Origin of the sequence: Mesorhizobium sp. M7D.F.Ca.US.004.01.2.1, from assembly GCF_003997785.1 — a bacterium.
Classification (GTDB): Bacteria; Pseudomonadota; Alphaproteobacteria; order Rhizobiales; family Rhizobiaceae; genus Mesorhizobium; species Mesorhizobium loti.
Genome location: NZ_RZRQ01000061.1, coordinates 1 through 22,694, shown reverse-complemented (window position 1 = coordinate 22,694; position 22,694 = coordinate 1). Strand labels below are relative to the sequence as shown.

General features: G+C 63.1%; 21 protein-coding genes and 1 riboswitch. Of the genes, 9 read left to right on the top strand and 12 right to left on the bottom strand.

Going from position 1 to position 22,694, the window contains the following annotated elements:
* On the bottom strand, positions 1-371 hold a 371-nt coding region (locus EN993_RS11855; RefSeq protein ID WP_164757625.1), incomplete at its 3' end, for a GNAT family N-acetyltransferase.
* A gap of 164 nt (positions 372-535) precedes the next feature.
* On the opposite strand from EN993_RS11855, the gene EN993_RS11850 reads away from it, so the two are divergent.
* Entirely contained in the window at positions 536-1,048 is a 513-nt protein-coding gene (locus EN993_RS11850; protein ID WP_127263290.1) for a CAP domain-containing protein, read from the top strand.
* A 69-nt stretch (positions 1,049-1,117) separates the two neighbouring features.
* On the opposite strand, the gene EN993_RS11845 is transcribed toward EN993_RS11850, so the two are convergent.
* The 4 genes from EN993_RS11845 to EN993_RS11830 all read right to left on the bottom strand — a co-directional run bounded on the left by EN993_RS11845 (position 1,118) and on the right by EN993_RS11830 (position 7,580).
* Positions 1,118-3,799, bottom strand: a complete 2,682-nt coding sequence (locus tag EN993_RS11845; RefSeq protein ID WP_127263289.1) for an EAL domain-containing protein — start codon at positions 3,797-3,799, stop codon at positions 1,118-1,120.
* Between the two features lie 281 nt (positions 3,800-4,080).
* Positions 4,081-5,613 carry a DHA2 family efflux MFS transporter permease subunit gene (locus EN993_RS11840; protein WP_127263288.1) on the bottom strand — a complete coding sequence of 511 codons (1,533 nt, stop codon included), beginning with the start codon at positions 5,611-5,613 and terminating at the stop codon, positions 4,081-4,083.
* A gap of 309 nt (positions 5,614-5,922) precedes the next feature.
* Entirely contained in the window at positions 5,923-7,104 is a 1,182-nt protein-coding gene (locus tag EN993_RS11835) for an HlyD family secretion protein (RefSeq protein ID WP_109663089.1), read from the bottom strand.
* A complete protein-coding gene (locus tag EN993_RS11830) occupies positions 7,101-7,580 on the bottom strand; it encodes a MarR family transcriptional regulator (RefSeq protein WP_109663087.1) in 480 nt (159 codons plus the stop codon). Before EN993_RS11830 ends, EN993_RS11835 begins: the two co-directional genes overlap by 4 nt.
* Before the next feature lie 214 nt (positions 7,581-7,794).
* On the opposite strand from EN993_RS11830, the gene EN993_RS11825 reads away from it, so the two are divergent.
* From EN993_RS11825 to EN993_RS11800, 6 genes are read left to right on the top strand one after another with little or no spacing between them, the layout of a single operon-like run.
* On the top strand, positions 7,795-8,403 hold the full coding sequence (locus tag EN993_RS11825) for a CDP-alcohol phosphatidyltransferase family protein (RefSeq protein ID WP_127263287.1): 609 nt from the start codon (positions 7,795-7,797) through the stop codon (positions 8,401-8,403).
* Positions 8,404-8,439: 36 nt separating this feature from the next.
* The gene (locus EN993_RS11820; RefSeq protein ID WP_164757624.1) at positions 8,440-10,227 is read left to right on the top strand and encodes a bifunctional alpha/beta hydrolase/class I SAM-dependent methyltransferase; all 1,788 of its coding nucleotides are present in this window, start codon (positions 8,440-8,442) and stop codon (positions 10,225-10,227) included.
* Positions 10,228-10,232: 5 nt separating this feature from the next.
* Positions 10,233-11,558 (top strand): phosphatase PAP2/dual specificity phosphatase family protein, encoded by a 1,326-nt coding sequence (locus EN993_RS11815; protein WP_127263285.1) that lies wholly within the window; start codon positions 10,233-10,235, stop codon positions 11,556-11,558.
* The gene (locus EN993_RS11810; protein ID WP_109663079.1) at positions 11,555-11,998 is read left to right on the top strand and encodes a hypothetical protein; all 444 of its coding nucleotides are present in this window, start codon (positions 11,555-11,557) and stop codon (positions 11,996-11,998) included. The genes EN993_RS11815 and EN993_RS11810 overlap by 4 nt, the downstream gene beginning before the upstream one ends.
* Entirely contained in the window at positions 11,995-12,657 is a 663-nt protein-coding gene (locus tag EN993_RS11805; protein WP_127263284.1) for a lysophospholipid acyltransferase family protein, read from the top strand. Before EN993_RS11810 ends, EN993_RS11805 begins: the two co-directional genes overlap by 4 nt.
* Positions 12,657-13,592, top strand: coding sequence for a phosphatidate cytidylyltransferase (locus EN993_RS11800; RefSeq protein WP_126068674.1), 936 nt, complete (start codon positions 12,657-12,659; stop codon positions 13,590-13,592). Before EN993_RS11805 ends, EN993_RS11800 begins: the two co-directional genes overlap by 1 nt.
* A 28-nt stretch (positions 13,593-13,620) precedes the next feature.
* Here the strand turns inward: EN993_RS11800 and EN993_RS11795 are convergent, their stop codons facing one another.
* The 4 genes from EN993_RS11795 to EN993_RS11780 are packed head-to-tail and all read right to left on the bottom strand — an operon-like array spanning position 13,621 to position 16,825.
* On the bottom strand, positions 13,621-14,607 hold the full coding sequence (locus tag EN993_RS11795) for an iron ABC transporter permease (RefSeq protein WP_127263293.1): 987 nt from the start codon (positions 14,605-14,607) through the stop codon (positions 13,621-13,623).
* 29 nt (positions 14,608-14,636) lie between these two features.
* The gene (locus tag EN993_RS11790; RefSeq protein ID WP_127263283.1) at positions 14,637-15,584 is read right to left on the bottom strand and encodes an ABC transporter substrate-binding protein; all 948 of its coding nucleotides are present in this window, start codon (positions 15,582-15,584) and stop codon (positions 14,637-14,639) included.
* Positions 15,585-15,635: 51 nt separating this feature from the next.
* A complete protein-coding gene (locus tag EN993_RS11785; RefSeq protein WP_127263282.1) occupies positions 15,636-16,424 on the bottom strand; it encodes an ABC transporter ATP-binding protein in 789 nt (262 codons plus the stop codon).
* The gene (locus EN993_RS11780) at positions 16,421-16,825 is read right to left on the bottom strand and encodes a DUF1636 family protein (RefSeq protein WP_245468746.1); all 405 of its coding nucleotides are present in this window, start codon (positions 16,823-16,825) and stop codon (positions 16,421-16,423) included. The genes EN993_RS11785 and EN993_RS11780 overlap by 4 nt, the downstream gene beginning before the upstream one ends.
* Before the next feature lie 92 nt (positions 16,826-16,917).
* A riboswitch (cobalamin riboswitch) is annotated at positions 16,918-17,125 on the bottom strand.
* A gap of 265 nt (positions 17,126-17,390) precedes the next feature.
* On the opposite strand from EN993_RS11780, the gene EN993_RS11775 reads away from it, so the two are divergent.
* Positions 17,391-18,224, top strand: a complete 834-nt coding sequence (locus EN993_RS11775) for an AraC family transcriptional regulator (RefSeq protein WP_127263281.1) — start codon at positions 17,391-17,393, stop codon at positions 18,222-18,224.
* A gap of 4 nt (positions 18,225-18,228) precedes the next feature.
* Here EN993_RS11775 and EN993_RS11770 read toward each other — a convergent pair whose 3' ends face one another.
* The 3 genes from EN993_RS11770 to EN993_RS11760 are packed head-to-tail and all read right to left on the bottom strand — an operon-like array spanning position 18,229 to position 21,852.
* Positions 18,229-19,374 carry an alanine racemase gene (locus EN993_RS11770; RefSeq protein ID WP_127263280.1) on the bottom strand — a complete coding sequence of 382 codons (1,146 nt, stop codon included), beginning with the start codon at positions 19,372-19,374 and terminating at the stop codon, positions 18,229-18,231.
* On the bottom strand, positions 19,371-20,651 hold the full coding sequence (locus EN993_RS11765; protein ID WP_127263279.1) for a D-arabinono-1,4-lactone oxidase: 1,281 nt from the start codon (positions 20,649-20,651) through the stop codon (positions 19,371-19,373). The genes EN993_RS11770 and EN993_RS11765 overlap by 4 nt, the downstream gene beginning before the upstream one ends.
* A gap of 13 nt (positions 20,652-20,664) precedes the next feature.
* Positions 20,665-21,852: an MFS transporter gene (locus EN993_RS11760; RefSeq protein ID WP_127263278.1), complete on the bottom strand. Its 1,188-nt coding sequence runs from the start codon at positions 21,850-21,852 to the stop codon at positions 20,665-20,667.
* Between the two features lie 123 nt (positions 21,853-21,975).
* On the opposite strand from EN993_RS11760, the gene EN993_RS11755 reads away from it, so the two are divergent.
* Positions 21,976-22,602 carry a TetR/AcrR family transcriptional regulator gene (locus EN993_RS11755; protein ID WP_164757622.1) on the top strand — a complete coding sequence of 209 codons (627 nt, stop codon included), beginning with the start codon at positions 21,976-21,978 and terminating at the stop codon, positions 22,600-22,602.
* Positions 22,603-22,694: the final 92 nt, after the last annotated feature.

Genomic DNA, 22,694 nt, shown 5'->3' with positions numbered 1-22,694 from the left:
CAAAGAGCGACGGCAGCAGCCGCTTCGGTCATCAGACCTTTGCCCCAAAAATCCGGATGCAGTTCGTAGCCGATCTCGCCGCACTTCGATCTGTTGACGAACCAGTTGTACCGAATCGCACCGGCCATGGTCTTCGAAGCGCGATCCTCGATTATCCAGGCGCACCCTTTGCCAGTGGGAAAGGCCTTGCACATCCATCTCATCGCCCGTTCAGCCACCACCTTGGCCGGCGCATCCGGCCAGTTCGAGAATCGGGTGACATCGGGGATCGACAGGATACCCCGGAAGGCGGCGGCATCTTCGGCGGTCGGGGCGCGCAGCAGCAGGCGGGAGGTGGAGAGCGTCGGAAAGGCACGGGCAGGTTTTGGCATCGGATTCTCACGTCACATTGGCCGTCTGGACTATGCTGGCCGAACGGGTGTGCTTCGACACTTCAACACTACGCGATGCATTTCGCGAAAACCAACGCATGGGTTCTCGCGCAATTTTCACCGCTTGCCCGTCAAAAGCCATGATCGCGACTATTCAGACAAGAATGGCCATTGATCATTCCCATTCCATCGAACCGCGCCCAATGCCGAGCAGGCGCATGGTGCTGACCGGCCTCGTCGCGCTGGCCGGCCTCGCCGCCTGCAGCACCGTTTCGCTGCCAACCGGCGAAGGCGCCGGCGTCTCCTCCTCCGCGACCGGCACGCTTGCCAGCATCCGCGCCTCGGCCGGGCTGGCGCCGCTGGTCCCCGACCGGCAGCTCGAACAGGCCGCCCTGCAGCAGGCCGGCTATATGGCGCAGCGTCGCCGCATGAGCCACACCACCGGCTGGGGCAAGGATTTCGCCTCGCGCGTCAAGGGCAATGGCATTGCGGGTGCGGCCGCCGAGAACATCGCCGAGGGCCGTTTCGATCTGCAGGAGCTGTTCGACATCTGGGTGCATTCGCCTGGCCATCGCCGCAACATGCTCGACCCGCGCTTCACCCGCTTCGGTCTCGCCTATGTGCGCGACGGCAGCGACGGCAACCTCCGTTACTGGAGCCTCGTGCTCGGGAAATAAGAGCAGGCTTGTCGCTGCCGGCCGCGATCTTCGTCGAGCCGCACGGGAGACCGCCGGCTGACCAGTCCGTCAATTCTTGCGGTTGAGCAATTTCTCGATGTCTTGGGCAGAGACCGGTCTGCTGAAATGGAAGCCCTGCATTTCGTCGCAATTGTTTTTGAGCAGGAAGGCCACCTGATCGTCTGTTTCGACGCCCTCGGCAATGACTCTCATATTCAGCTTTTGACCCAGCGAAATCACGGCGCTGGTGACAGCCTGATCATTCTCATCGGCAGCGAGATCGTTGATGAAGGACTTGTCGATCTTCAGCCGTGCGACTGGAAAGGTCTTGAGTGCACTGAGGCTGGAATAGCCCGTTCCGAAATCATCGATCGATATCTGAACGCCCAGGGCTTGCAGTTCGTTCATCGTGGCGACCGCCAATTCGATATCCTGCATGATGAGGCTTTCGGTCACCTCCAACTCGAGATATCTGGCCTCCAGACCGCTATCCTTAAGCGCGTTGACGACACGGCCGACCAGGTTCCTTTCCCTGAATTGCCGTGCAGACACATTCACGCAAACAGTCATCGGCGGCAGACCCGCATCCTGCCAGGCCTTGTTCTGTCGACAGGCCTCATGCAGAACCCAGTCGCCGATCGGCACGATCAGACCTGTCTCCTCGGCCGTCGGAATGAACGTCATCGGCGAAACCACGCCCAGTGTCGGATGGTTCCAGCGTATCAACGCTTCGACCGCAAAGACGCGCCCCGAGCGAAGATCGACCTGGGGCTGATAGAGCAGCGCGAATTCCGAGCGGGCCAAGGCGTTTCGCAATTCCTCCTGAAGCACGAATTTTTCATGAGCCCTCGAGTTGAATTCAGGAGCGTAAAACTGGAAATTGTCGCGGCCGAGCTCTTTTGCGCGATACATGGCCGCATCGGCATTGGCCAGGAGCGTTTTCGGGCTCGCTCCATCCTTGGGGTAGTTCGCGATACCGATGCTGGCCGTCGTCCTCAGGTGATGCTCTTCGATATGAACCGGCGCTGCAATCGCTGCCCGGATCGTTTGCAAGGTCTCCGAGATGCGATCGACATTCGTAGGCTGGTCGAACAGAACGATGACAAATTCGTCGCCGCCAAGTCGCACAACCGTATCGGTCGCCCTTACGCATTCAACCATACGGCTGGCGACAGTCTTCAGGAGTTCGTCTCCGGCATTGTGGCCGAGCGTGTCGTTGACGAGCTTGAAGTTGTCCAGATCGATGAACACCACCGTCACCCAGCGATCGTATCGCTGCGCATACAGGACCGCTTGCGACAGCCGGTCCTCCAGCAAGGCGCGATTGGGAAGCCCGGTAAGCACATCATGGTTGGCCATGAAATGGATCTGGTCTTCAGCCAGTTTGCGCTCGATCGCGATTCCGGCGATGCGGGTTGTGAAATCAATCAGCCGGGTCTCGGCCTCGGCCGGTCCGCGCACCGTCATCGAATACATCGCAAATACGCCCAACACGGCGCCCTGATGCGACAGGATCGGGGTCGACCAGCACGAACGATAGCCGTAGACCGCCACCAGTTCGCGGTAATCCTCCCACAGCGGATCCTGCATGACGTCGGTGACAATGACCGGCTCCCGCCGGTAGACGGCGGTCCCGCAGGATCCCACCTCGGGACCGATGGAGATCCCATCCAGGGCGTTAGTATAGTCTTTCGCCAGGCTCGGCGCGGCGCCGTGCCGCAAATGGCTGCCGTCCTTGTCGAGCAGCAAGACGGAACCGAATATGCCTGTCAGCTGAGATTCCACCAAGCGCATGAGGCGGTCGAGCACGTCCTCGAGCGGAGCGCTCATCGCGATCATTTCCAGGATATGCGCCTGCCCGTCACGAAGGACGTCCGCTTGCTTGCGGGCAGTGATGTCATGGGCGATGCCAACCAGACCGAAAATCTCGTTCTCAAGATTGCGCAACGGAACCTTCGTCGACGAGAGCCACTTGCCGGCGCCTGACGCATCGACAATAAACTCCTCCTCGTCGATCATCGGTTGTCCACTGTTCAGCACGTTCTGCTCGATGAGACGAAATTTCTGCGCAAGTTCGGGGGCATGAAGATCAAAATCGGTCAAGCCGATCATGTCGCTCGTCTTCTCTCGGCCACTGTCGGACGCAAGGGCCTTGTTGACCACGACGAAGCGGCTTTCGGTGTCCTTGACCCACAGATAGCCGGGTACCCAGTCGATCAGCGTTTGCAGCGAGATGCGCTCGTCCGCAATCAGACGATTCGCAGTGAACTCCGTAATGTCCTCATGCGTGGAAACCCAACCGCCGTCGGGCATTGGCTGATGGCAGACCTGAATCGTCCGGCCGTCGGCGAGATTGGCGGTCCAGATTCTCGAAGTGGTACTCGAATTGACCGACCGGGCCAATGCGAGATAGGCGTCGGCAGCCATAGCGGATGTCCCGGCAGCGACGCGGCGTTCGACTATTTCGCCCAATGTCAGGCCCGGCTGCAATTGTTCGGGCACAATGCGGTAAATCTCCGCATAGCGACGGTTGGACAGGATCAGTCGTTCATCGGCGCCGAAAAAGCAGATGCCTTGCGAGATGTTGTCGATCACCATCTCGAATCGAAGCGCCTGCCCCTCGAGTGCGGCGATTGTAGCCCGAAGCTCGCGTTCGAGGATTTCATGCGAGACGGCCGCCAATTTTGTCAGGGCGGCCAGACCGGTCGACTCGGGCGCTTCGGCGGGTCTCCTGGATGATTTCGTAACCAACAGACCTCCTCCGATTTGGCGCCTAGAAAAAGACGATTGCTTTGTAAAACGAAAGTCGATCGATAGTGTTACAGATGTACTAACGACAGATGAACCGGTCCGAGATCGATTCGGCGCAACCTGGATACCTGAGACTCAAGCGCTGTTATCGAACCGATTTTGAACTTTCGAGCTCAGTATTCTTCGACATCAGGATGAATTCGGTCGGCCACCGCCGCAACATGATTCGCACTTCAGCCGGCGCGTGACACCATCAACCCTGCGCCCATTCTAGGGCGAAGCTAGTCCATGTGCGCGGCTGGTGCGCCACCGGCAGGCGCCTGCTTTGGCTTGCGCAGCAGGAAAACAAACGGGATGGCAAGCAGCGTCATCACCATGAGTATTTTGAAATCATTGACGTAGGAGATCATCATCGCCTGGAGATTGACTATGCGATCGACCTGCGAAAGCGCCATCGGATCGCCGCTTGCGGCTGCCGGAGAAACCGCCCACAGATTTGGGTTGAACGGGTTGATGAAGGCCGAAAGCTCGGTGTGATTGATCTGCGTGTTGCGCACCATCAGGACCGTCACGACCGACACGCCAATGGACGAGCCAAGATTGCGCACCAGGCTGAACAGAGCCGTAGCATCGGTGCGGAAGCGCACGTCAAGCGTGGCGAAGGCGACGGTCGACAGCGGCACGAACACCATTCCCATACCCAGCCCCTGGATGACGCCGGAGCTGATGATCAGCCAGTTGTCCATCTGCGGGGTGAAGCTGGACATGGTGTAGAGCGACTGCGCGGTCAGCAGGAAGCCGATGACGACGAGGATCCTGGCGTCGATCTTGCTCATGAGCCGCCCGACGACGAGCATCGAAATCATGGTGCCGACACCGCGTGGCCCCATGACGACGCCGATGGTGACGGTCGGATAGCCGAAGATGGTCGACAGCATCGGCGGCAGCAGCGACATGCTCGCCAGGATGAGCACACCCATGACGAAGATGAACGCCAGCCCGGTCACGAAATTGCGGTCGAGGAAGATCTTGGGATCGATGAAGGGGTGTTCCGCCGTCATCGTGTGAATGATGAACACCCAGAAGCCGGTGAGGGAGAGACCAAGCTCGATCCAGATCTCGACCGATGAAAACCAGTCGACCTCACCGCCGCGGTCGAGCAGCAGCTGAAGCGCGCCGACGCCGAGCGATATCATGGCGAAGCCGAAGAAATCGAAGCCACGCACGCGCCGGGCAACGGCCGGCAAATAGGCGGCCATGCCGAGAAAGGCGACGATGCCGACCGGCAGGTTGATGAAGAACACCCAGCGCCAGTTGAAATTCTCGGTCAGCCAGCCACCAAGCGTCGGGCCCAGAATCGGCCCCAGCATGATGCCGGCGCCCCAGATGGCCATCGCCTGGCCATGGCGTTCCCTGGGATTAATGTCGAGCAGGAAGGTTTGCGACAGAGGCACGATCGCGGCGCCGAACACGCCTTGCATCAGCCGGAAGAACACCATGGTCTCCAGGCTCCAGGCGATGCCGCACAGCATCGAGAACACGGTGAAGCCGACCACTGCCGTCAGGAACAGTTCCTTGCGGCCGAAGCGGTCGGCCAGCCAGCCGGTGACCGGCGTCATGATGGCGGCGGCAACGATATAGGAGGTCAGCACCCAGTTGATGTTGTCCGGCGAGGCGCCGAGATCGCCCGTCATGGTCGGCAGCGCGACGTTGGCGATCGTCGTGTCGAGCGCCTGCATGATCGTCGCCAGCATGAGCGCGACCGTGATCAGGCCGCGATGCGGCACTTCTTTGAAGGGTTCAGGCGTGCTCATGACAGGGAACTTCCAGCAGGTAACAAAAACGTGTACAACGGGTTTCCGGGCGGCAACGCCTTCCGTTGAGAGACCCTCATCGCGGTGGGACGCGATTATCGATGTGGGGGTTACATCGACTGAGAGTCTCTGATGAGCGGATGCCTGCCGCCCGGAAACATGAGGACCGACGGGTCTGCGTCGAAGATTTCAGATTTCAGTCGAGCTGCGATGCGGCTTCGCCCAAATTCTGATCCTTCCAGCTCCTCCCATCAGACCAATCCTGCTATTCACCTCCACCCGCTGATCCCAGCGGGATTCTGTTGATTTTTACTGCGCGGCCTCGCCGGCCGTGGCGTGACCGAAGATCGACGGCAGGCCACGCACCACGCCGGTGTCGACGGTAACGGTGGCGCTCATGCCGGTGCGCAACGCCATCTTGGCGTCGGCATCGGTCAGTTCGAGACGCACGGGAATGCGCTGCGTGACCTTGACCCAGTTGCCGGTGGCGTTCTGGGCCGGCAGCAGCGAGAATTCGGCACCGGTGCCGGCGCCAATCGCCTTGACCGTCGCCTCGAAGGTGCGTCCCGGATAGGTATCGACCACGATATCGGCCTTCTGCCCGGGCTTCATGTGGGTGAGCTGCGTTTCCTTGAAATTGGCGGCGATCCAGGTGTCGCCGGTCTCGACCAGTGAAAACAGCGGCGTGCCGGAACCGACATACTGGCCGACCTTGAACGACGAGGCCTGGCTGATGACGCCGTCAGCCGGCGCCTTGACCGTGGTCTGCGCCAGATCGTAGGCCGCCTTGTCGCGTGCGGCGAGCGCGGCCATCACAGTCGGGTGCTTGTCGGTCTCGATGTCGGGATTGCCGCCAAGGGCTGCCTTGGCGCTGATGATGCCTTGCTCGGCAACGGCGAGCTGCTGCTTGGCCTTGTCGAGGTCGTTCTTGGCTTCGTCCAGCGACGACTTGGCGTTGATGCCCTTCTGGGCAAGGTCGGCGGCGCGGTCGAACTGCGACTGGGCGAAGGCGACCTGACTGGTGTCGGATTTCTGCTGAGCCATCGACTGGCCGTAAGCCGCGCGCAGCTGCTCGACATTGAGACGCGCGCCCGCCACCGCCGCGTCGGCCTGCGCCAAAGCGATCCGGTAGGGCTCGGGATCTATGGCAAACAGCTCGTCACCCTGTTTGACCAGCTGGTTATCGAAGATGTCGACTTTAACGATACGGCCAGCCGTGTCGGAAGCGATCGACACCTTGGCCTGCTGCAGATTGGCGTTCTCCGTCTCCTGGTAGCGGCCGCCGGTGACCCAGACGTAACCGCCGCCGACAGCCAGCGCGGCGGGCAGCGCGACCATCAGCAGGAGACGGCCCAGCCGGCGCTTTTTCTTCACCGGCGCCAAGGCTGGCTGGACCGGAGGAGCAACCGCCACCGGGGGCGCGGCCGGCTTTTCCGGTGCTTCCATCTCCAGCTCTGTCACTTTCTCGTCTATCTTGGCTACCGCGTTCATGCTGCTGTGCCTTCTGTATTCTTTACTTTTTCAATGGACGGCGTCTCGTCGTCAGTCAGGTTCCGGACCATCGCCTCGAGCCCCTCGACAAGGACACGGCGGGCTTCCGGCTTCACGCCGACCAGTGATTCCTCATAGACTTCCCCGGCAATGCTCTTGATCACGGCGTAGGCATCGCTCGCCTTGGGTGTCAGGAAAATCATGCGGACGCGGCGATCGGTGGCGTCGGGCCGACGCTCGATCCAGCCGCCCTCCTCCATGCGATCGACCAGGCGCGAAACGCTGATCGGCTCGATTTCGAGAAGTTCGGCCAACCGCGCCTGCGCGACCCCGTCTTCCTTGGCAACACGGACCAGCAGCCGCCATTGGGCCGAAGAAAGCCCCAAGCCGCTGGCCCTCGCCTCGAAGCGCTTGCGCATCAAGCGCTGCACGTCGTGGATCAAGAACCCCAATCTGTCGATGCCATCGGAAACCATGAGCGGTATATATAATAAGCGTGCTTACTATTCAAGATGCCGCGCTGCACAAGAAGCCGGCAAATGTGCATGAGAGCCATGCCGGGCCAATCATGGTTAGCGATTTGGCAACGGCCGGCGCGCGGCCGTGGCAGTCGAACCGTAGCGTCCTCTGCTCTGGTCGCGTTTGACATATTGATGTACAGCCGCTGATCAGGATCGGGGGATCACGAAAATGCCGACGCTTTACGCTCTCAAGCCGGCTTTCCAGGGACGACTGCGGCCGCTGGTCAATCGGCTGGCGGCAATCGGGGTGACCGCAAACAGCATAACCATCCTGGCGGCGCTGATGTCGACCGCGGCCGGGACGGCCATCGCGATCCTGCATGAATGGCGCTGGCTACTGTTGCTCATTCCCGCGGTGATGTTCGTGCGCATGGCGCTGAATGCCGTGGATGGCATGCTGGCGCGGGAACACGGGCAAGCCTCGACGCTCGGCATGTATCTGAACGAATTTTGCGACGTCGTTTCGGACCTCGCGCTGATTCTCCCTTTTGCCGTCTTTCCGGAATTTGCCCCATGGGGCGTCGTCGCCTTCGCGATATCGGCGGTGCTGACCGAATTCGCCGGCGTGCTCGGCATCGCTGCCAAGATCGGACGTAATTATGCCGGGCCGTTCGGCAAGAGCGACAGGGCGTTGGCGCTCAGCGTGGTCGCCGTGCTGTGCGCCGCCGGGCTCTGGCCGGCATCCATCGCGCCATTTGTGTTTCCGGCCATGGCAACGCTTTCGCTGTTGACCGCCATAAACCGGATACGCGCCGGCCTTATTGGCAGCGCCAGCTGAGCATCGAGGCTCGCCATGCCGCCAGAGGGAAAGACCATGATGCACGAACCGATCGCCGCGGTGGCCACGCAAAGCCTTGAGCGGCAAGCGCTGGAGCGGGTCTTCCGCAGCCATGACGGGACGGAGATCTTCTACCGCTTTTGGCCGGCAGCTTCCACCGATGCCAAGGGCGCGGTGGTGCTCTTCCATCGCGGCCATGAGCATGGCGGCCGCATGGCCCATCTGGTCGATGAATTGCAGATGCCGGACCACGCCTTCTATGCCTGGGATGCCCGTGGCAATGGCCGTTCGTCCGGCGAGCGCGGCTATGCCCCGTCCTTCTCGACCCTGGTGCGCGACATCGACTGCTTCATGCGCGAGATTGCCGCCAGGGATGGCTTCGCCACGCGCGATATCGCGCTGATCGCACAATCCTTCGGCGCCGTGCTTGCCGCCGCCTGGGTGCACGACTATGCGCCGAAGCTGCGCGCCATAGTGCTGGCCTCACCGGCCTTTTCGGTAAAGCTCTACGTGCCCTTCGCCAAGGAAGGCATCGCGCTCTGGCAGAAGCTCAAGGGCCGTTTCTTCGTCAATTCCTACGTCAAGGCGAAATTCCTGACCCACGATCCCGTACGCATCGCCTCTTTCGAGAGCGATCCGCTGATCACGCGGCCAATCGCCTCCAACATCCTGGTCGAACTCTACCAGCACGCCGCCCGTATCGTCGCTGACGCCCGCGCCATCACCGCGCCGACGCAGCTTCTGCTCTCGGGCAGCGACTGGGTGGTGCGCCACGGCCCGCAGCACGCGTTCTTCGTCAATCTCGGCAGCCGCGCCAAGGAACGCCATGTGTTGCCGGGCTTCTTCCACGACACGCTGGGCGAGCGCGACCGGGCAAAGGCCCTTGATCTGATCCGGCCGTTCCTGGCCAGGCAGTTCGCAGCACCAGATGTGCCGGTCGACCTGAAGCAGGCGGACATTGCCGGCTACACGCGCGACGAGGCTGACAGGCTTGCCTCGCCGCTCGATCTGTTGTCGCCCAAGGGCCTCTATTGGGCATTCAGCCGCGCCTCCATCCGCATGGGCGCCTGGGTCTCCCAGGGTATGAAGACCGGCATCGCCACCGGCTTCGATTCCGGCTCGACGCTGGATTACGTCTACGAGAACGACGCGCGCGGTCTGACACCTGTTGGCCGCGTCGTCGACCGCATCTTCCTGGAAGCCATCGGCTGGCGCGGCATCCGCCAGCGCAAGCTGCATCTGGAAGAACTGATCGGCTCTTGCCTGGCGACGCTCAAGGCCGCTGGCCGGCCGGCGCACATTCTCGACATCGCTGCCGGCCACGGCCGCTATGTTCTCGATGCCATCGTGAAGAGCCCAGACCAGCCGACGAGCGTGCGCCTGCAGGATTATTCTGACCTCAATGTCCAGCTTGGCCGCAAGCTGATCACCGAGCGGCAATTGCCGGCTGATGTCTCGTTCCAGCGCGCCGATGCCTTCGATGCCGATATGCTTGCCAAGGCCGATCCGGCGCCCGACCTCGCCATCGTTTCCGGCCTCTACGAACTGTTCTCCGACAATGCGATGGTCGCCCGCTCGCTCGGTGGATTGGCCAGCGCCATGCAGCCGGGAAGCCTGCTGCTCTACACCAACCAGCCCTGGCACCCCCAGCTCGAGATGATCGCCCGCAGCCTGACCTCGCATCGCGGCGGCGAAGCCTGGGTGATGCGCCGGCGCACACAAGGCGAGATGGACCAGCTTGTCGAAGCCGCCGGCTTCGACAAGCTGGAGCAGCGCATCGACCAATGGGGCATCTTCACCGTCTCGGTCGCGCGGCGCCGCTGACCAGCATGGTGTCATCGCTTGCATCCACAGCGCGCGCCGAACCCTACGGACGGGTGGTCGTCAGGGCAGCTCTTTGGCTGGCCTTCCTGGCGCCGTTCTTCTACCTCAGCTACGGCTTCGCCAACTGGCTAGCGTCGCGGCGCGACGACGTCGGCAGCATCGTGTTCTCCTGGGAACACGGCATCCCCTTCATGGCCTGGACCATCGTGCCCTACTGGTCGATCAACCTGTTCTACGGCCTGTCGCTGCTACTCAACGGCAACAGGCAAGGGGTCGACCGCCTGGCCGGGCGCTATCTCACCGCGCAGGTCGTCGCCGTTGCCTGCTTCATCCTGTTCCCGCTGACCGCGACATTCGTGCGGCCCGCGACGACCGGCCTGCCCGGCTTCCTGTTTGCCGTGCTCGGCGGTTTCGACAAGCCGTTCAACCAGGCGCCCTCGCTGCACATCGCCCTTTTGGTGATCATCTGGGATCATTGGCGCCACCGGCTCAGCGGATTGCTCCTGCCGCTCTGGCATGGCTGGTGCTTTCTGATCGGCGCCTCGCTGCTGACGACCTGGCAGCATCACTTCATCGATATCCCGACCGGCGCGCTGCTCGGGTTCTTTGCGCTGTGGCTGTTTCCGCGCAGCGGTGCGTTGCCGTTTTCAGGCTTCCGGCTGACCAGCGACGCGAAAGCGCGGCGTCTGGCGCTGTTCTATGCGCTGGGCGCCGCCCTTGCGCTGGCGGGTGCCGCGCTCGGCGCCTTGTTTTGTGCCGTCGCGCTGTTCCTGCTTTGGCCGGCGCTGGCGCTGGCAATCGTCGCCTTCGCCTATGCCGGGGCCGGCGCAAAGGTGTTCCAGAAATCCGCCGATGGCAGCATCACGCTTGCAAGCCGTATCCTGCTCTTGCCTTACCGCCTCGGCGCTCGGGCAAACATATGGGCCTGGACGCGCAGTCTTGCTCCTCAGGTGGCGATTGCCGACGGCATCTTTCTCGGGCGCTTTCCCACAGCACGCGAAGCCAACAGCTTCGGCACGGTCATCGACCTCGCCGCCGAACTCGAAAAGCCGGCGCGAGCCGATTGCCGCTGGATCAGCTTTCCGATGATCGACCTGTTGCCGCCGCCAGTGGCGATGCGGCAACAGGCAGCCAGCGCGCTGGAGAGTGCGCGCCGCGACGGCCCCGTGTTGGTGTGCTGCGCGCTCGGCTTCCAGCGCAGCGCTGGCGTTGTTGCCGAATGGCTGGTGGCGACCGGCAGAGCCAGGACGCCGGCGCTTGCCCGCGAGATGCTGATGACGACCGGCCGGCCGGTTCATCTTGCCGAGGCTGCGGAGCGGGCAGCGTCATGACCGGCAATGCCTACCAGGAACGCGCCGGTCGTTTCGCCCGCATGCTGATGCGGCAGGCCGCATGGCCGGCGGCAATTGTGGTGGCCGCCAATATCCTTACGCCCTTGACTGCTTCGCCGCGCGGCGCCTTCGGGAGCCTACGCGCGGCCATCCCATTGTCGGTCTCAGCCGCGATCGCGGTTGTCGTGCTCGTGTTGTCGGCGTTGCTGGTGTTCGATGCGCTGCTGTTCCGGCTGATGGCCAGCCACAAGGACGAGGCTTCCGGCGGTGCCGCGGTGGATGACATATTGGCGCGCATGCGGCTAAAACCCTCCCCGTCCACGACACGCTCGCTCGACGACCGCATGGCCGGCACAAGCCGCTTGCTGTTCAAGCAGCGCGCCGCCTTGGCCCTGTTTGCCGCAGCGCTTCTGGCGGCGGGGTTTTGGGCGCCGCGATGAACAAGCTTTCGCTCAAGACCTTCACCTTGCTGCAGACGGTAACCTCCGTCGGCCTCTCGGCGCTGGCCTGGATGGTGACCGGGGTGCGTCCGATCTGGAACGGCAGCCTGCCGTCCGACCGGCAGCGCATCTATTTCGCCAATCACACCAGCCATGGCGACTTCATCTTGCTGTCGGCCTGCCTCAGCGAAAAGGAGCGCGCGATCACCCATGCGGTGGCTGCCGGCGAATACTGGGGAAAGTCGCGGCTGCGCCGCTTCATCGCGCAGGACATGCTGTCGTCCGTGCTCATCAACCGGCAATGGACGAAGCCTGAGGAAAACCCGATCGAGATCATGCTGTCGGTTCTCGACCAGGGCCATTCGCTGATCCTGTTTCCCGAGGGCACCCGCAACATGACCGAGGAGCCGCTACTGGCCTTCCGCTCCGGCCTCTACAATCTATCGATGGCGCGGCCACAGGTCGAGCTGATCCCGTGCTGGATCGAGAACATGTCGCGCGTGCTGCCCAAGGGCCAGTTCCTGCCGGTTCCGCTGCTGTGCCGAGTCGTTTTCGGCGCGCCGGTCGCGGTTGGCCCGGGCGAGGAACGCCGCGCCTTTCTCGAGCGCGCCCACGCCACGCTTCTGGCGCTCAACCCGCGCCCCGAGCGAGACGATTGATGCGCCACGAGATCTCCATCCTGATCATCGGCCTGCTGGCGGTTTTGACCACCGCAAGCATTGTCGCCGCTATCCTTTCGGCGCGGGCGCCGAAGCCGCTCAGCTCGACGCTGGTCAATCTCACCCAGCGCATCAACGCCTGGTGGGTGATGGTGGCGCTGATGACGGTCGCCTTCTTCTTCGGCCGCTACGGCATGACCATCCTGTTCGCGCTGATCTCCTTCGCCGCGCTGCGCGAATTCGTGACGCTCACGCACACCCGCCGCAGCGACCATTGGGTGCTGCTTGGCATGTTCGGCATCATCATACCGTTTCAATACTGGCTGGTGTGGACCGCCTGGTACGGGCTCTTCGTCATCTTCATTCCGGTCTACTGCTTCCTGCTGATGCCGGCCATCACGGCGCTGCATGGCGACACGGAACGCTTCCTCGAGCGGATCGCCGCGCAGCAATGGGCGGTGATGATCTCGGTCTATTGTGTCAGCCATGTCCCCGCCCTGCTGACACTCAACGTGCCGGGCTTCGAAGGCCGCACCCTGTTGCTGATCGCCTTCCTGATCATCGTCGTGCAAGGCAGCGACGTGCTGCAATACATCTTCGGCAAGCTGTTCGGAAAACACCGTTTTTCGCCGAACGTCTCGCCGTCGAAAACCTGGGAAGGGCTGATTGGCGGACTGGTGTCGGCGAGCCTGCTCGGCGCGCTGTTGTCGTTCGTGACACCCTTCTCGCCGCTGCAGGCGGCGGCCGTGGCTTTCGTCGCCTGCTCGATGGGATTTCTGGGCGGGCTGGTCGCCTCGGCCATCAAGCGCGACCAGGGCGTCAAGGACTGGGGCCACCTGATCGAAGGCCATGGCGGCATGATGGACCGCACCGATAGCTTGGTCTTCGCCGCGCCGGTGTTCTTTCACATTGTGCGCTATTTCTGGACCGTCTGAGAGCTCGGAGCTGGCGAACTCTTGCCCGTCAGAGCCGGTTGCGGATGAGCATGGTGACGACGAAGAACGCGCCGACCGAGCTGGTGATGATGCCGATCGGCAGTTCCTGCGGCGGCAGCAGCGTTCGGGCCAGAAGATCGCTGGCCAGCAGCAGCACCGCGCCGAAGACGGCGCAACTGGCAACCAGGCGCAGATGCAAGGGACCCGCCAGCGGCCGCGACAGATGCGGGATCATCAGCCCGACGAAGCCGATGACGCCCGCGACAGAGACAAGGACAGCCGTCGAGAAAGCGGCGACAAGAAAGGTCGTCCGGCGCATCCGCGCCACCGGCACGCCAAGGCTTTCGGCGGCATTTTCGCCGGCCAGGAAAGCGTCGAGCCGGCGGTGGTTCCATAGCGCGTAAGCCAGAATGGTGCCCGCACCCAGTGCGCCGAGCCAGATATTGTCCCAGCGCGCCAGGCCAAGGCCGCCCATCGTCCAGAACAGCACGGAGTGGGCGGCGCGCTGGTCGCCGGCAAAGACCAGGTAGTTGGTCAAGGCGGTGAATAGGAACGAGACGGCGAGGCCGGCAAGGATAAGCCGCTCCGGGCCTTGCCCCCTCACCCGCGCGACCAGAAGCAGGACGACACCGGCAGCCAATATGCCGCCGGTGAAGGCCGCGACCGGCAACGTCCAGATACCAAAACTGTCGCCGAAGACGGTGATGACGGAAACAGCGCCGGCGGCGGCTCCCGACGATAGGCCGAACAGGAACGGATCGGCAAGATCGTTGCGGGTCACCGTCTGCAGAAGCGCACCGACGACGCCCAACCCGGCGCCGACGCAGATAGCCAGGATGGTGCGCGGCAGCCGCAGATCGACAATGATCTTGCCGACCGGCCCGGAGACGTCGTGCCCACTGAAGCCGATTGCACGGCCAAGCGCGGCAACGACGTCGGTCAATGGGATCAGCGTCGAGCCATAGGCGATCGACAGCAGAGCGAGAGCGGCGATCGCCGCCGCTCCCACCATCATGGCCAGTGCAAATGCCCTGTGCCGCAAGCTCAAAAGGCTTCCGGATGCATCGCCTTGGCGATCTTGTCGATCGCTTCGATGTTGGCGGGTCCCGGCGTCAGTTCGGCATAGCGCAGGGCGACGAAGCGCTCGTTCTTGACCGCGTCCGTCTCTTTCATGGCCGGATGCGCCTTCAGGAAATCGAGCAGCTTCCTGTAGCCGCCACCGTCCTGGTAATCGAGCAGGATGAGGAATTGCGGATTGCGCGACGCCACCGTTTCCCAGTCCGTGTTGCCCCAGCTGGTGTCCATGTCGGCCATGATGTTGTCGCCGCCGGCGGCTGATATCATTGCGCTGGGGATGGCGAACTTGCCTGCGGTAAACGGCTTGTCCTCGCCGGAATCATAGAGGAACACCCGGGTCCCTTTGCGGTCGCCGACCTTGGCGGTGATATCGGCGAGCTGCGTCTTCCAGCCCGAAACGAGCTTTTCAGCCTCGGCCTCCTTGCCAAAGATCTTGCCCAGCTTTTCGACGTCGCCATAGAGCAGGTCCATCGAGGCGGCCGGGCGGTTCTTGTCGAGATGAACGCAGCTTTCCGTCAGCACCAGCGTCTTGATGCCGTGCGGGGCAAGCGTATCGGGTGTCACTTCGCCGCCCGGCTTCATGCCGTAGTACCAGCCGGCGAAGAAGAAATCGGGCTCGACGGCGACGAGGTTTTCGAGTGTCGGGTATTTCGGCGCCAGTTCCGGGATCGAGCCCTGCTCGGCCTTGAACTCGGGACCGACCTTGTACCATCCGGTGATGCCGGTCAGGCCGACGATCGACGGCTGCAGTTTCAGCGCGAAAGCCATCTCGGCCATGTTGAGATCATGGATCACGGCGCGCTTCGGTGCGGCATCGAAGGTCAGCGGTTTGCCGCAGCTGTCGACGGTCACGGGGAAGGCCAGGGCTGTCGAGGCCAGAAGCGAGAAGGCAAGCGAAAAGGCAAGGCGTTTCACGGGGTGTTGCTCCTTTGTGGATGGGATGGGTCGAATACCGAATGGCTTCAATCAGGACGGCGGCGCGGCACGGTTTGGCACTTCGAACACCGTCAGTTCGCGGTCTTCGGTCGGATGGCGCAGACGCAGAACATCGATGCCGAAAATCTCGCGGATCAGTTTTTGGGTCAGCGCTTCGCGCGGCGCGGCGAGCGCTTGCAGACGCGCGTGGTTCATCACCACCACCTTGGTGGCGAACGGCGCGACCAGCGCCAGATCGTGCAGCACCGCGATCACGGTCATGCTAAGGCCGGCCACGAGTTCGAGCAGTTCGCCGCGGGCGCGCGGATCGAGATGGTTGGTCGGCTCATCAAGGAACAGGATCTTTGGCTGCTGGGCGATGGCGCGGGCCAGTTGGGCACGCTGGCGCTCGCCGCCCGACAGCGAGCCGATGGTGCGGCCAAGCAGCGGCAGCAGGCCGGCCCGGCGCAGCGCATCGACGACAATATCGCGTTCCTCGCTCCTGCGTCTCAGCCCGGCGTGCGGGACCCGGCCAAGCTCGACATAGTCGATCACCGCCAGCCGCGGATCGGGCTGGTCGGTCTGGCCGACAACGGCCATATGCAGTGCCCGCTCGGCGGCCGAAATCCTGTCCAGCCGGCGCCCAGTGAGCTTCACCTCGCCGGAACTCGGCCGCAGCATGCCCGACAGCATGCGCACCAGCGTCGTCTTGCCGGCGCCATTGGGACCGATGATGGCAAGGCGGTCGCCAGCGGCCACCGACAGGCTGACCGCCTGAACCAGATCCCGCCCATTCGCCATGGCGCAGAGGTCATGGGCTTCGAGGAGCGCTGCGGTCATCGGCTGCCGCCCGCCGGATTGCCCGAACCGGGAATGCGGGCCAGCGTCTTGCCGGCCAATCCCGCCGGACGCTGACCGGAACTGCACCAGCCATCGGCGAGCGACGCGTAGAGTCTGGCGAATCGCACGAGGTCGCCGACATCGGCGCGCGCGTCGATGGAGCCGAAGAGATAGGCAGCTTTACCGTGTGCCTGAAACGCGACGGTCAGCGGCCGCGAGCAGCCCGCCATGCAGGCCACGCCTTCGACCGCGAAGCCGCGCGCAACGGCCGGCTCATGCTGGGCCGAAAGCCGGGAGCGCAAATCGGTGCAAAGGTCTTCCCCGGACCTGACCCCGGTCACAAGGTCACAGCAAAGCGTGCACACGATGATGCGATGGATGGGATCGATGGAGCCGTCCAACTTTCCGTCACTTTCCAAAACTGGCGACGGAAGGAAGCTGGCGAGCCGGCCGACAAGACCGAGATTCGCGTTTCCTCCCGGCACACCCCGTCCGGTCAACTCATGCTGATGGCAGGTCTCCTGGCTCGCGGGTCGTTGCGCCATCCAGCCTTCCCAGCCTTGCCGGCCAGTGGCATTCATGGATTTTGCTCGCCGCTTACAGTTGCGGGGGCAGCCACGGCCTCGATCCCTGGGGATCTCACCGCGTTCCCTTTTCACCCCTCGCCTTTCGACTCGGGGACCATCACCGCCTCAGCGTAGTTTTGCGCCGATCGCATCGCAACGGATTTCTCGGATGGAGTGATGGGCCACGTGAGGGAGGCAGACATTGCACGCTCGCGGTGTGTAATAATATAACGTTCTATAAAGTGTCGCCTGGCGCTGTCAAGCGAAGCGCTTGACGTGCTGGGCCATATCGGTGCGCGAACTGCGACGGGATTGGCGCGGATTGCGCCGGATGCGCAATTTCGATCAAACTGGCCGCGCCAGGGAACGGCATCATGATCTGGCCAATGCGAGAAGAAAAATGAACCCGACCGAGAAAGCGCTGTGGTTCGTCGAGAGCCATCTGCCGGAAGCGATCTCGCTCGACGATGTCGCCCAAAGCAGCGGCGTGTCGCGTTTTCATGTGACGCGGGCTTTCGGCGCTGCCACCGGCCGCTCGGTGATGGGCTACATGCGCTCGCGCCGGCTGACCGAAGCGGCACGCAAGCTGGCCGGCGGGGCGCCCGACATCCTCAGCGTTGCGCTCGATGCCGGCTACAACTCGCATGAGGCGTTCACCCGTGCCTTCCGCGACCAGTTCGGCACCACGCCGGAACTGGTGCGCGCGCAAGGCACGACTAAGACCCTCGACCTTGTGGAGCCAATCCTGATGGACCATTCCCTGCTCAGCACACTCGAACCGCCGCGCTTCGAGACCAGCCGGCCCTTCCTTATCGGTGGCTTTGGCGAACGCTACAGTTGCGAGAGCAGCGCCGGCATTCCGATGCAGTGGCAGCGCTTCAGTCCCTATATCGGCAACATCCCCGGCGAGATCGCCGGCGTTTTCTACGGCGTCTGCCTCAACGGCGACGACGCGGGCAATTTCGACTATGTGGTCGGCGTCGAAGTGTCCGATTTTGCGGACTTGCCGAAGGAGTTCTACCGGGTGAGGGTGCCGGCGCAGAAATACGCGGTGTTCTCGCATCGGGAGCACATCTCGACAATCCGCCGCACGATCAACACGATCTGGAACAGCTGGCTACCCGCCTCCGGTCATGACATCGCAGATGCACCGGAATTCGGGCGCTATGGTCCCGAATTCGATGCCCACAGCGGCAATGGCGGGTTGGAGATCTGGGTGCCGGTCAAGGCGTAGGCGATCATGCCATTGGCAGCGCCGGCCAGCGATCGACTATCCTGCCGCCGGAAAACACCGCGATCGATCCAAACTGCTGCAGCACGGCCTCGCTCTGCGTCGGGCGCAGGAAGGCGTAGTCGCCTGGCCTTGCGGTAGCATCGGCCGGCAGGCCCATGAATTGCTGGTTCGAGGACAGGCCAAGCAGGCCGTTCGTCATCATGCCTTTGGGGAACACCGGCTCGGCCATCCACTTGCCGCCATAGAGATAGCAGCCCTTGGCTGGAAACCGGCCGAGCGCCTGCAGCAGGCGAGTGACGACCGGCGGGCCGGGCAGCATCGGCTCGACCACTTTCAGCATTGGCGTGGCGATGAAGGCCGCCGGCTGGAAGCCGTCGAGACCTGATGTATCGAAGTCGCTGGGCAGCACGAAGGCCGAGCCCATCGACACTTCATTGGCCGCGCCGCCATGATGAAGCAGCGCGGTCTTGCTGCCGCCGATGTTCAGGATGCGGCGCTGGTTGGGGCCGAGACAAGCAACGAACGCCGCGGCCCGCGCCGACGCCTTTGCCAAGGCTTTCGCCGGCCCGCCGAACAGAGCCGGAATGAGCGGCGCGTGCGCCTCGTAGGCCATGACGCCTTCGCAACGCAGGCGTTTGTGGGCCAGGAGCGCATTCAACGCCCTCGACAAGGCCTCGGGATCGGCAAAGCCGCCGCGATGCAGCCCGACATCGATCTCGAAAGCAATGCGCAGCTCTGTGCCCAAGTCGGTCGCGAGTGCGCCATATTCCGCCAGCCGCTCCTGCGTATCAATCAACCAGCAGACACGCGACCAGTCGGCGTCAGCTGTCGTCAGCGTCGTCCTTGCCGCATCGACGGGTATCGGCTTGCCATACAGCAGATCGGCATCCGGAAACGTCCTCAGCACCGCCTCGCTGATCGGCGGGTGGAAGGTCATGACGTGATTGGTGCCAAGCGCCTTGGCGATATGCGCAAGCAGCGGCAGGCAGGCGAGCGATTTGTCGACCAACCGCACGGCAAGGCCGGGACCCAGTCTCTCCTTGACCAGGGCAATGTTGCCGTCCAGCCGATCGCGATCGAGCACCAGGCAGGGCTGGAAGATGCCAGCTTGCTTCAGCGCATCCGACAGGGTGGAAAAATAGGCGCTCATTTCTCGATGCCGAACAAGCCGGCAATGTAGGGCGAGACGAAGCGGTTTTCCGGATCGATGTCGCGGCGCACCGCCATGGCATCGTCCCAGCGCGGGTAGAGCTTTTTCAAATCCGCCGCTTTGAGGCTGTGCATCTTGCCCCAATGCGGCCTGCCGCCATATTTGCGGAAGATCGGCTCCGCCGCCTGCATGAAAGGCAACGGGTCGTTCGCGGCGTCATGGTGGATGGCGATCGAGCAGGTCAGCCTGTTGTAAAAGGGCGAGAGCCAGAACTGGTCAGGCGCGACGGTGCGCACCTCCATCGGGAAATAGACCTCGGGAAAGCGCTTCTCGGTCAGTTCGATGATCTCGGCCAGCGCCTTCGGCCCCTCCTCGAACGGCAGATGATATTCCATCTCGTTGAACTTGGTCTGCCTGTCGCTGGCATAGACATTGAGCCAGTCCTGCACGTAGTCCTCGGCCGGCAATTTGGCGATGGCGCCCAGGATCAATCGGCGGCGCAGCGATGGCAGCCAGACAAGCCCGGTGCGCAGCCGGCGCAGCGTCCTCAACCCAGCCTCATCCGCTTCCGGAGGTCGCGGGGTCGGTGCTGCGTCGCTGAGATCGCTGGCGATGAACTGCGCATAACCGGAAAACGGAATGTAGTAGAATTCGGCCGAGCGATGCGCGGCCATCATCGCCTCGAAATCGCGCAGCATGTCGGCGATCGGCAGCACCCATTTGCGGCGGCGCAGCCGGTAGGTCGCAATGTTGTTCAGCGTCACTTCGCTGAGCACGCCGAAGGCGCCGAGTGCGACGCCGATGGCATGGATCATGTCCTGATCCCCTCCCCGCTTGAAATCGCGGACCTTGCCAAGCCCGTCGACGATCTGCACCGTCTCCAGCTGCGTGTGATAGGCGCCGAGCCTCGGTCCCGAGCCATGCGTGGCGGTGCCCAGCGCGCCGCCGATCGCCTGACGGTCGATGTCGCCCATGTTGGGCAGGCCCTGGCCAATGCCTTGCAGGATGTGCATGAGCGGGCCAAGCCGGGTCCCTGCCCGCACCCGCGCCTGATGTTTTTGCGCGTCATGCGAGACCAGCCCTTCCAGTCTCTCCAGGGACAGGATCGTGCCCTCGGATTCTACCAGCGGGGTGAAGGAATGACCGGCGCCGGCGACGCGGACCGGGCCGGGTGCGGTACGAATGAGATCGCCAAGCTCGCCGGCGTCAGTGGGGCTGGCGATCAGCTTCGGTTCAGCAGTGACCAAGCCCGACCAGTTGCTCCAACGGTTCGACATGGCGCTCCCCCGCTCAGGCAACGGCGCGGCGACGCCGCGACACCAGGACGAACAGACCAAGCAGCGCGACGCTGGCAACGGCACTGGCGGCGGCGAATTCCGGCACCGGCCGGAAATCCTTGCCGTCGATGAGCAGCGACGCCGCGATCGGGCCGATCGCCAGGCCGAACAGCTGGGCTGCCGGCACCAGCAGCACGGCGGTGCGCGTCTCGTCGGCGGTGATCGCCAGCCGGATCTGGTAGGGCACGATGAACAAGAGGATGAAGCCCATGATCAGGGCTGCGATCCAGAATATCGTGAGGCCAGGTCCGCTGGCCAGAACCAGGGAGCAGACAAGCGCCACGACACCGATCGTGGCGATGGCGGCGCGATAATCGATGCGCGCCTCGAACACGGTGGCCGTCATCGCACCCAGGACCTGCACCGCCAGGCTGGCCGAGACGATCAGGCCGACGGTGCGGCCATCGATGCCGTATTGGGCGCCAAGCGGCTCCAGAAAGGCCCAGACCGCGCCGAAGAACATGAAGTAGCAAAAGACCGACAACAGCGCGGTCATCGAAGGAACCGTCAGCACATTGGCCAGATTCTCTTCCTTGGGCAGGTCGGCATAGTCGCCGGGTACGGTGAAGGCGACCGCCAGCGACACGACGCAGACGACGGCAAGAACAATGAACCCACCCGCCGACCCGGCGGCCGGAATGACATAAAGCGCCAGCAACAGGGCAAGCGCGCATTGCGCCAACGTCTGCATGGTGACGAAAAAGCCGCCGATGCGCTCGGCGCGCCGCGAACGGGCGATCAGTTCGGTGGCGACCGCGACCAGACCGCCTTCGGCGAGCCCGGCCAGGGCGCGGGCCGCAATCAGCGTGTTGGCGCTTGCAGCATAGGCCGTCCACACATTGGCCAGCGCCAGCAGCAGCAGAAGGATGGCACTTTTCCAGCGCATGTTGCGCGCCGAGAGCAACATCGCCACGACAGCCGAACCGATGGCGATGGCGATCATCTCGGCGGTGGCGACCAGCGCCAGTTCATCGCCGCTGACATGGCCCTCGGTGTAAAGGGCCCCGAGCAGCACCGGCTGCAGGCCTAGAATGAGCAGGCCAACCGAACCGATCCACAGGGCCGAGGCAAGTTGTGCGCCGGTCGGATTGCCGACCAGCCAGTCGCCATTGCCTGCGTGGCCGGTAGTTGTCGAAGTCAAAGGCGCCTCCCAACGTCCTTGCCGTGCGGCAAAAAAGCTGACAACCTGTCAGCATTTCAGAAACTGATACTTGATCATATTTTTTGTCAACCGGAATTTGGAAACCGTGCGAAAGATCGGTGCATGACCGAAGTGAAGAGAATGGCGACCGAGCCCAGGCGCAGGCCCAAGCAGGAACGCAGCCGCGAGCGCATCGACGCGATCCTGTCGACGACCATGCGGCTGATCGGCGAGAAGGGTATCGACGCCGTGACCATGAAGGAGGTCGGCATGCTGGCGGGCGGGCCGATCGCCACCGTCTATCACTATTTTCCCAACAAATCGGCGATCCTGGCGATGCTCTATGAGCGGTTCTCCGAGGTCAGCCGCGCACGGTTGACGGCGATCATCGCCGATGTCCGCGAAGCGAAGGACGTGATCGTGGCCGCAGACCGGTTGCTTGACGACTATCTCAGCCGTGTCGCCGGCGATCCGGCCATCCAGGATCTGCAGAACGCCATCCAGGCCGACAAGGCGCTCAAGAACCTCGACATCGCCGAAACCCGACATCAGGCCAAGATGTTCTGCGACCATGTCATCGCCCTGCTGGAGCCCGAGAAGCGCGAGCAGTTCGAACGCATTGTCCTTCTGATCTTCCAGCTCGCCGGCGGCGTGGTGCGCCTAGCTCTTGCGCAGGGCGAAGCAGAAAGCCGCCGCACGATCGAAGATTACCGTTCGATCATCCACACGCAGCTGCGGCTGTTTTTGTAGCCTTGGTGATCATCGTCAAGCTGCCCGGGCGGCGTGAGCACCAGAACGCCCGCTATGCAACCTGGCGGCTAAGGCTTTCGAGGCCGTCGGCG

Excerpts from the sequence above, each read along its gene's own strand:
- EN993_RS11840 (WP_127263288.1), bottom strand. The coding sequence starts at position 5,613 with ATGAGCACGCCTGAACCCTTCAAAGAAGTGCCGCATCGCGGCCTGATC.
- EN993_RS11815 (WP_127263285.1), top strand. The coding sequence starts at position 10,233 with ATGGTGTCATCGCTTGCATCCACAGCGCGCGCCGAACCCTACGGACGG.
- EN993_RS11795 (WP_127263293.1), bottom strand. The coding sequence starts at position 14,607 with ATGATGGTGGGAGCGGCGGCGATCGCCGCTCTCGCTCTGCTGTCGATC.
- EN993_RS11785 (WP_127263282.1), bottom strand. The coding sequence starts at position 16,424 with ATGACCGCAGCGCTCCTCGAAGCCCATGACCTCTGCGCCATGGCGAAT.
- EN993_RS11850 (WP_127263290.1), top strand. The coding sequence starts at position 536 with ATGGCCATTGATCATTCCCATTCCATCGAACCGCGCCCAATGCCGAGC.
- EN993_RS11770 (WP_127263280.1), bottom strand. The coding sequence starts at position 19,374 with ATGAGCGCCTATTTTTCCACCCTGTCGGATGCGCTGAAGCAAGCTGGC.
- EN993_RS11830 (WP_109663087.1), bottom strand. The coding sequence starts at position 7,580 with ATGGTTTCCGATGGCATCGACAGATTGGGGTTCTTGATCCACGACGTG.
- EN993_RS11775 (WP_127263281.1), top strand. The coding sequence starts at position 17,391 with ATGAACCCGACCGAGAAAGCGCTGTGGTTCGTCGAGAGCCATCTGCCG.
- EN993_RS11800 (WP_126068674.1), top strand. The coding sequence starts at position 12,657 with ATGCGCCACGAGATCTCCATCCTGATCATCGGCCTGCTGGCGGTTTTG.
- EN993_RS11825 (WP_127263287.1), top strand. The coding sequence starts at position 7,795 with ATGCCGACGCTTTACGCTCTCAAGCCGGCTTTCCAGGGACGACTGCGG.
- EN993_RS11765 (WP_127263279.1), bottom strand. The coding sequence starts at position 20,651 with ATGTCGAACCGTTGGAGCAACTGGTCGGGCTTGGTCACTGCTGAACCG.
- EN993_RS11835 (WP_109663089.1), bottom strand. The coding sequence starts at position 7,104 with ATGAACGCGGTAGCCAAGATAGACGAGAAAGTGACAGAGCTGGAGATG.
- EN993_RS11755 (WP_164757622.1), top strand. The coding sequence starts at position 21,976 with ATGACCGAAGTGAAGAGAATGGCGACCGAGCCCAGGCGCAGGCCCAAG.
- EN993_RS11805 (WP_127263284.1), top strand. The coding sequence starts at position 11,995 with ATGAACAAGCTTTCGCTCAAGACCTTCACCTTGCTGCAGACGGTAACC.
- EN993_RS11810 (WP_109663079.1), top strand. The coding sequence starts at position 11,555 with ATGACCGGCAATGCCTACCAGGAACGCGCCGGTCGTTTCGCCCGCATG.
- EN993_RS11820 (WP_164757624.1), top strand. The coding sequence starts at position 8,440 with ATGATGCACGAACCGATCGCCGCGGTGGCCACGCAAAGCCTTGAGCGG.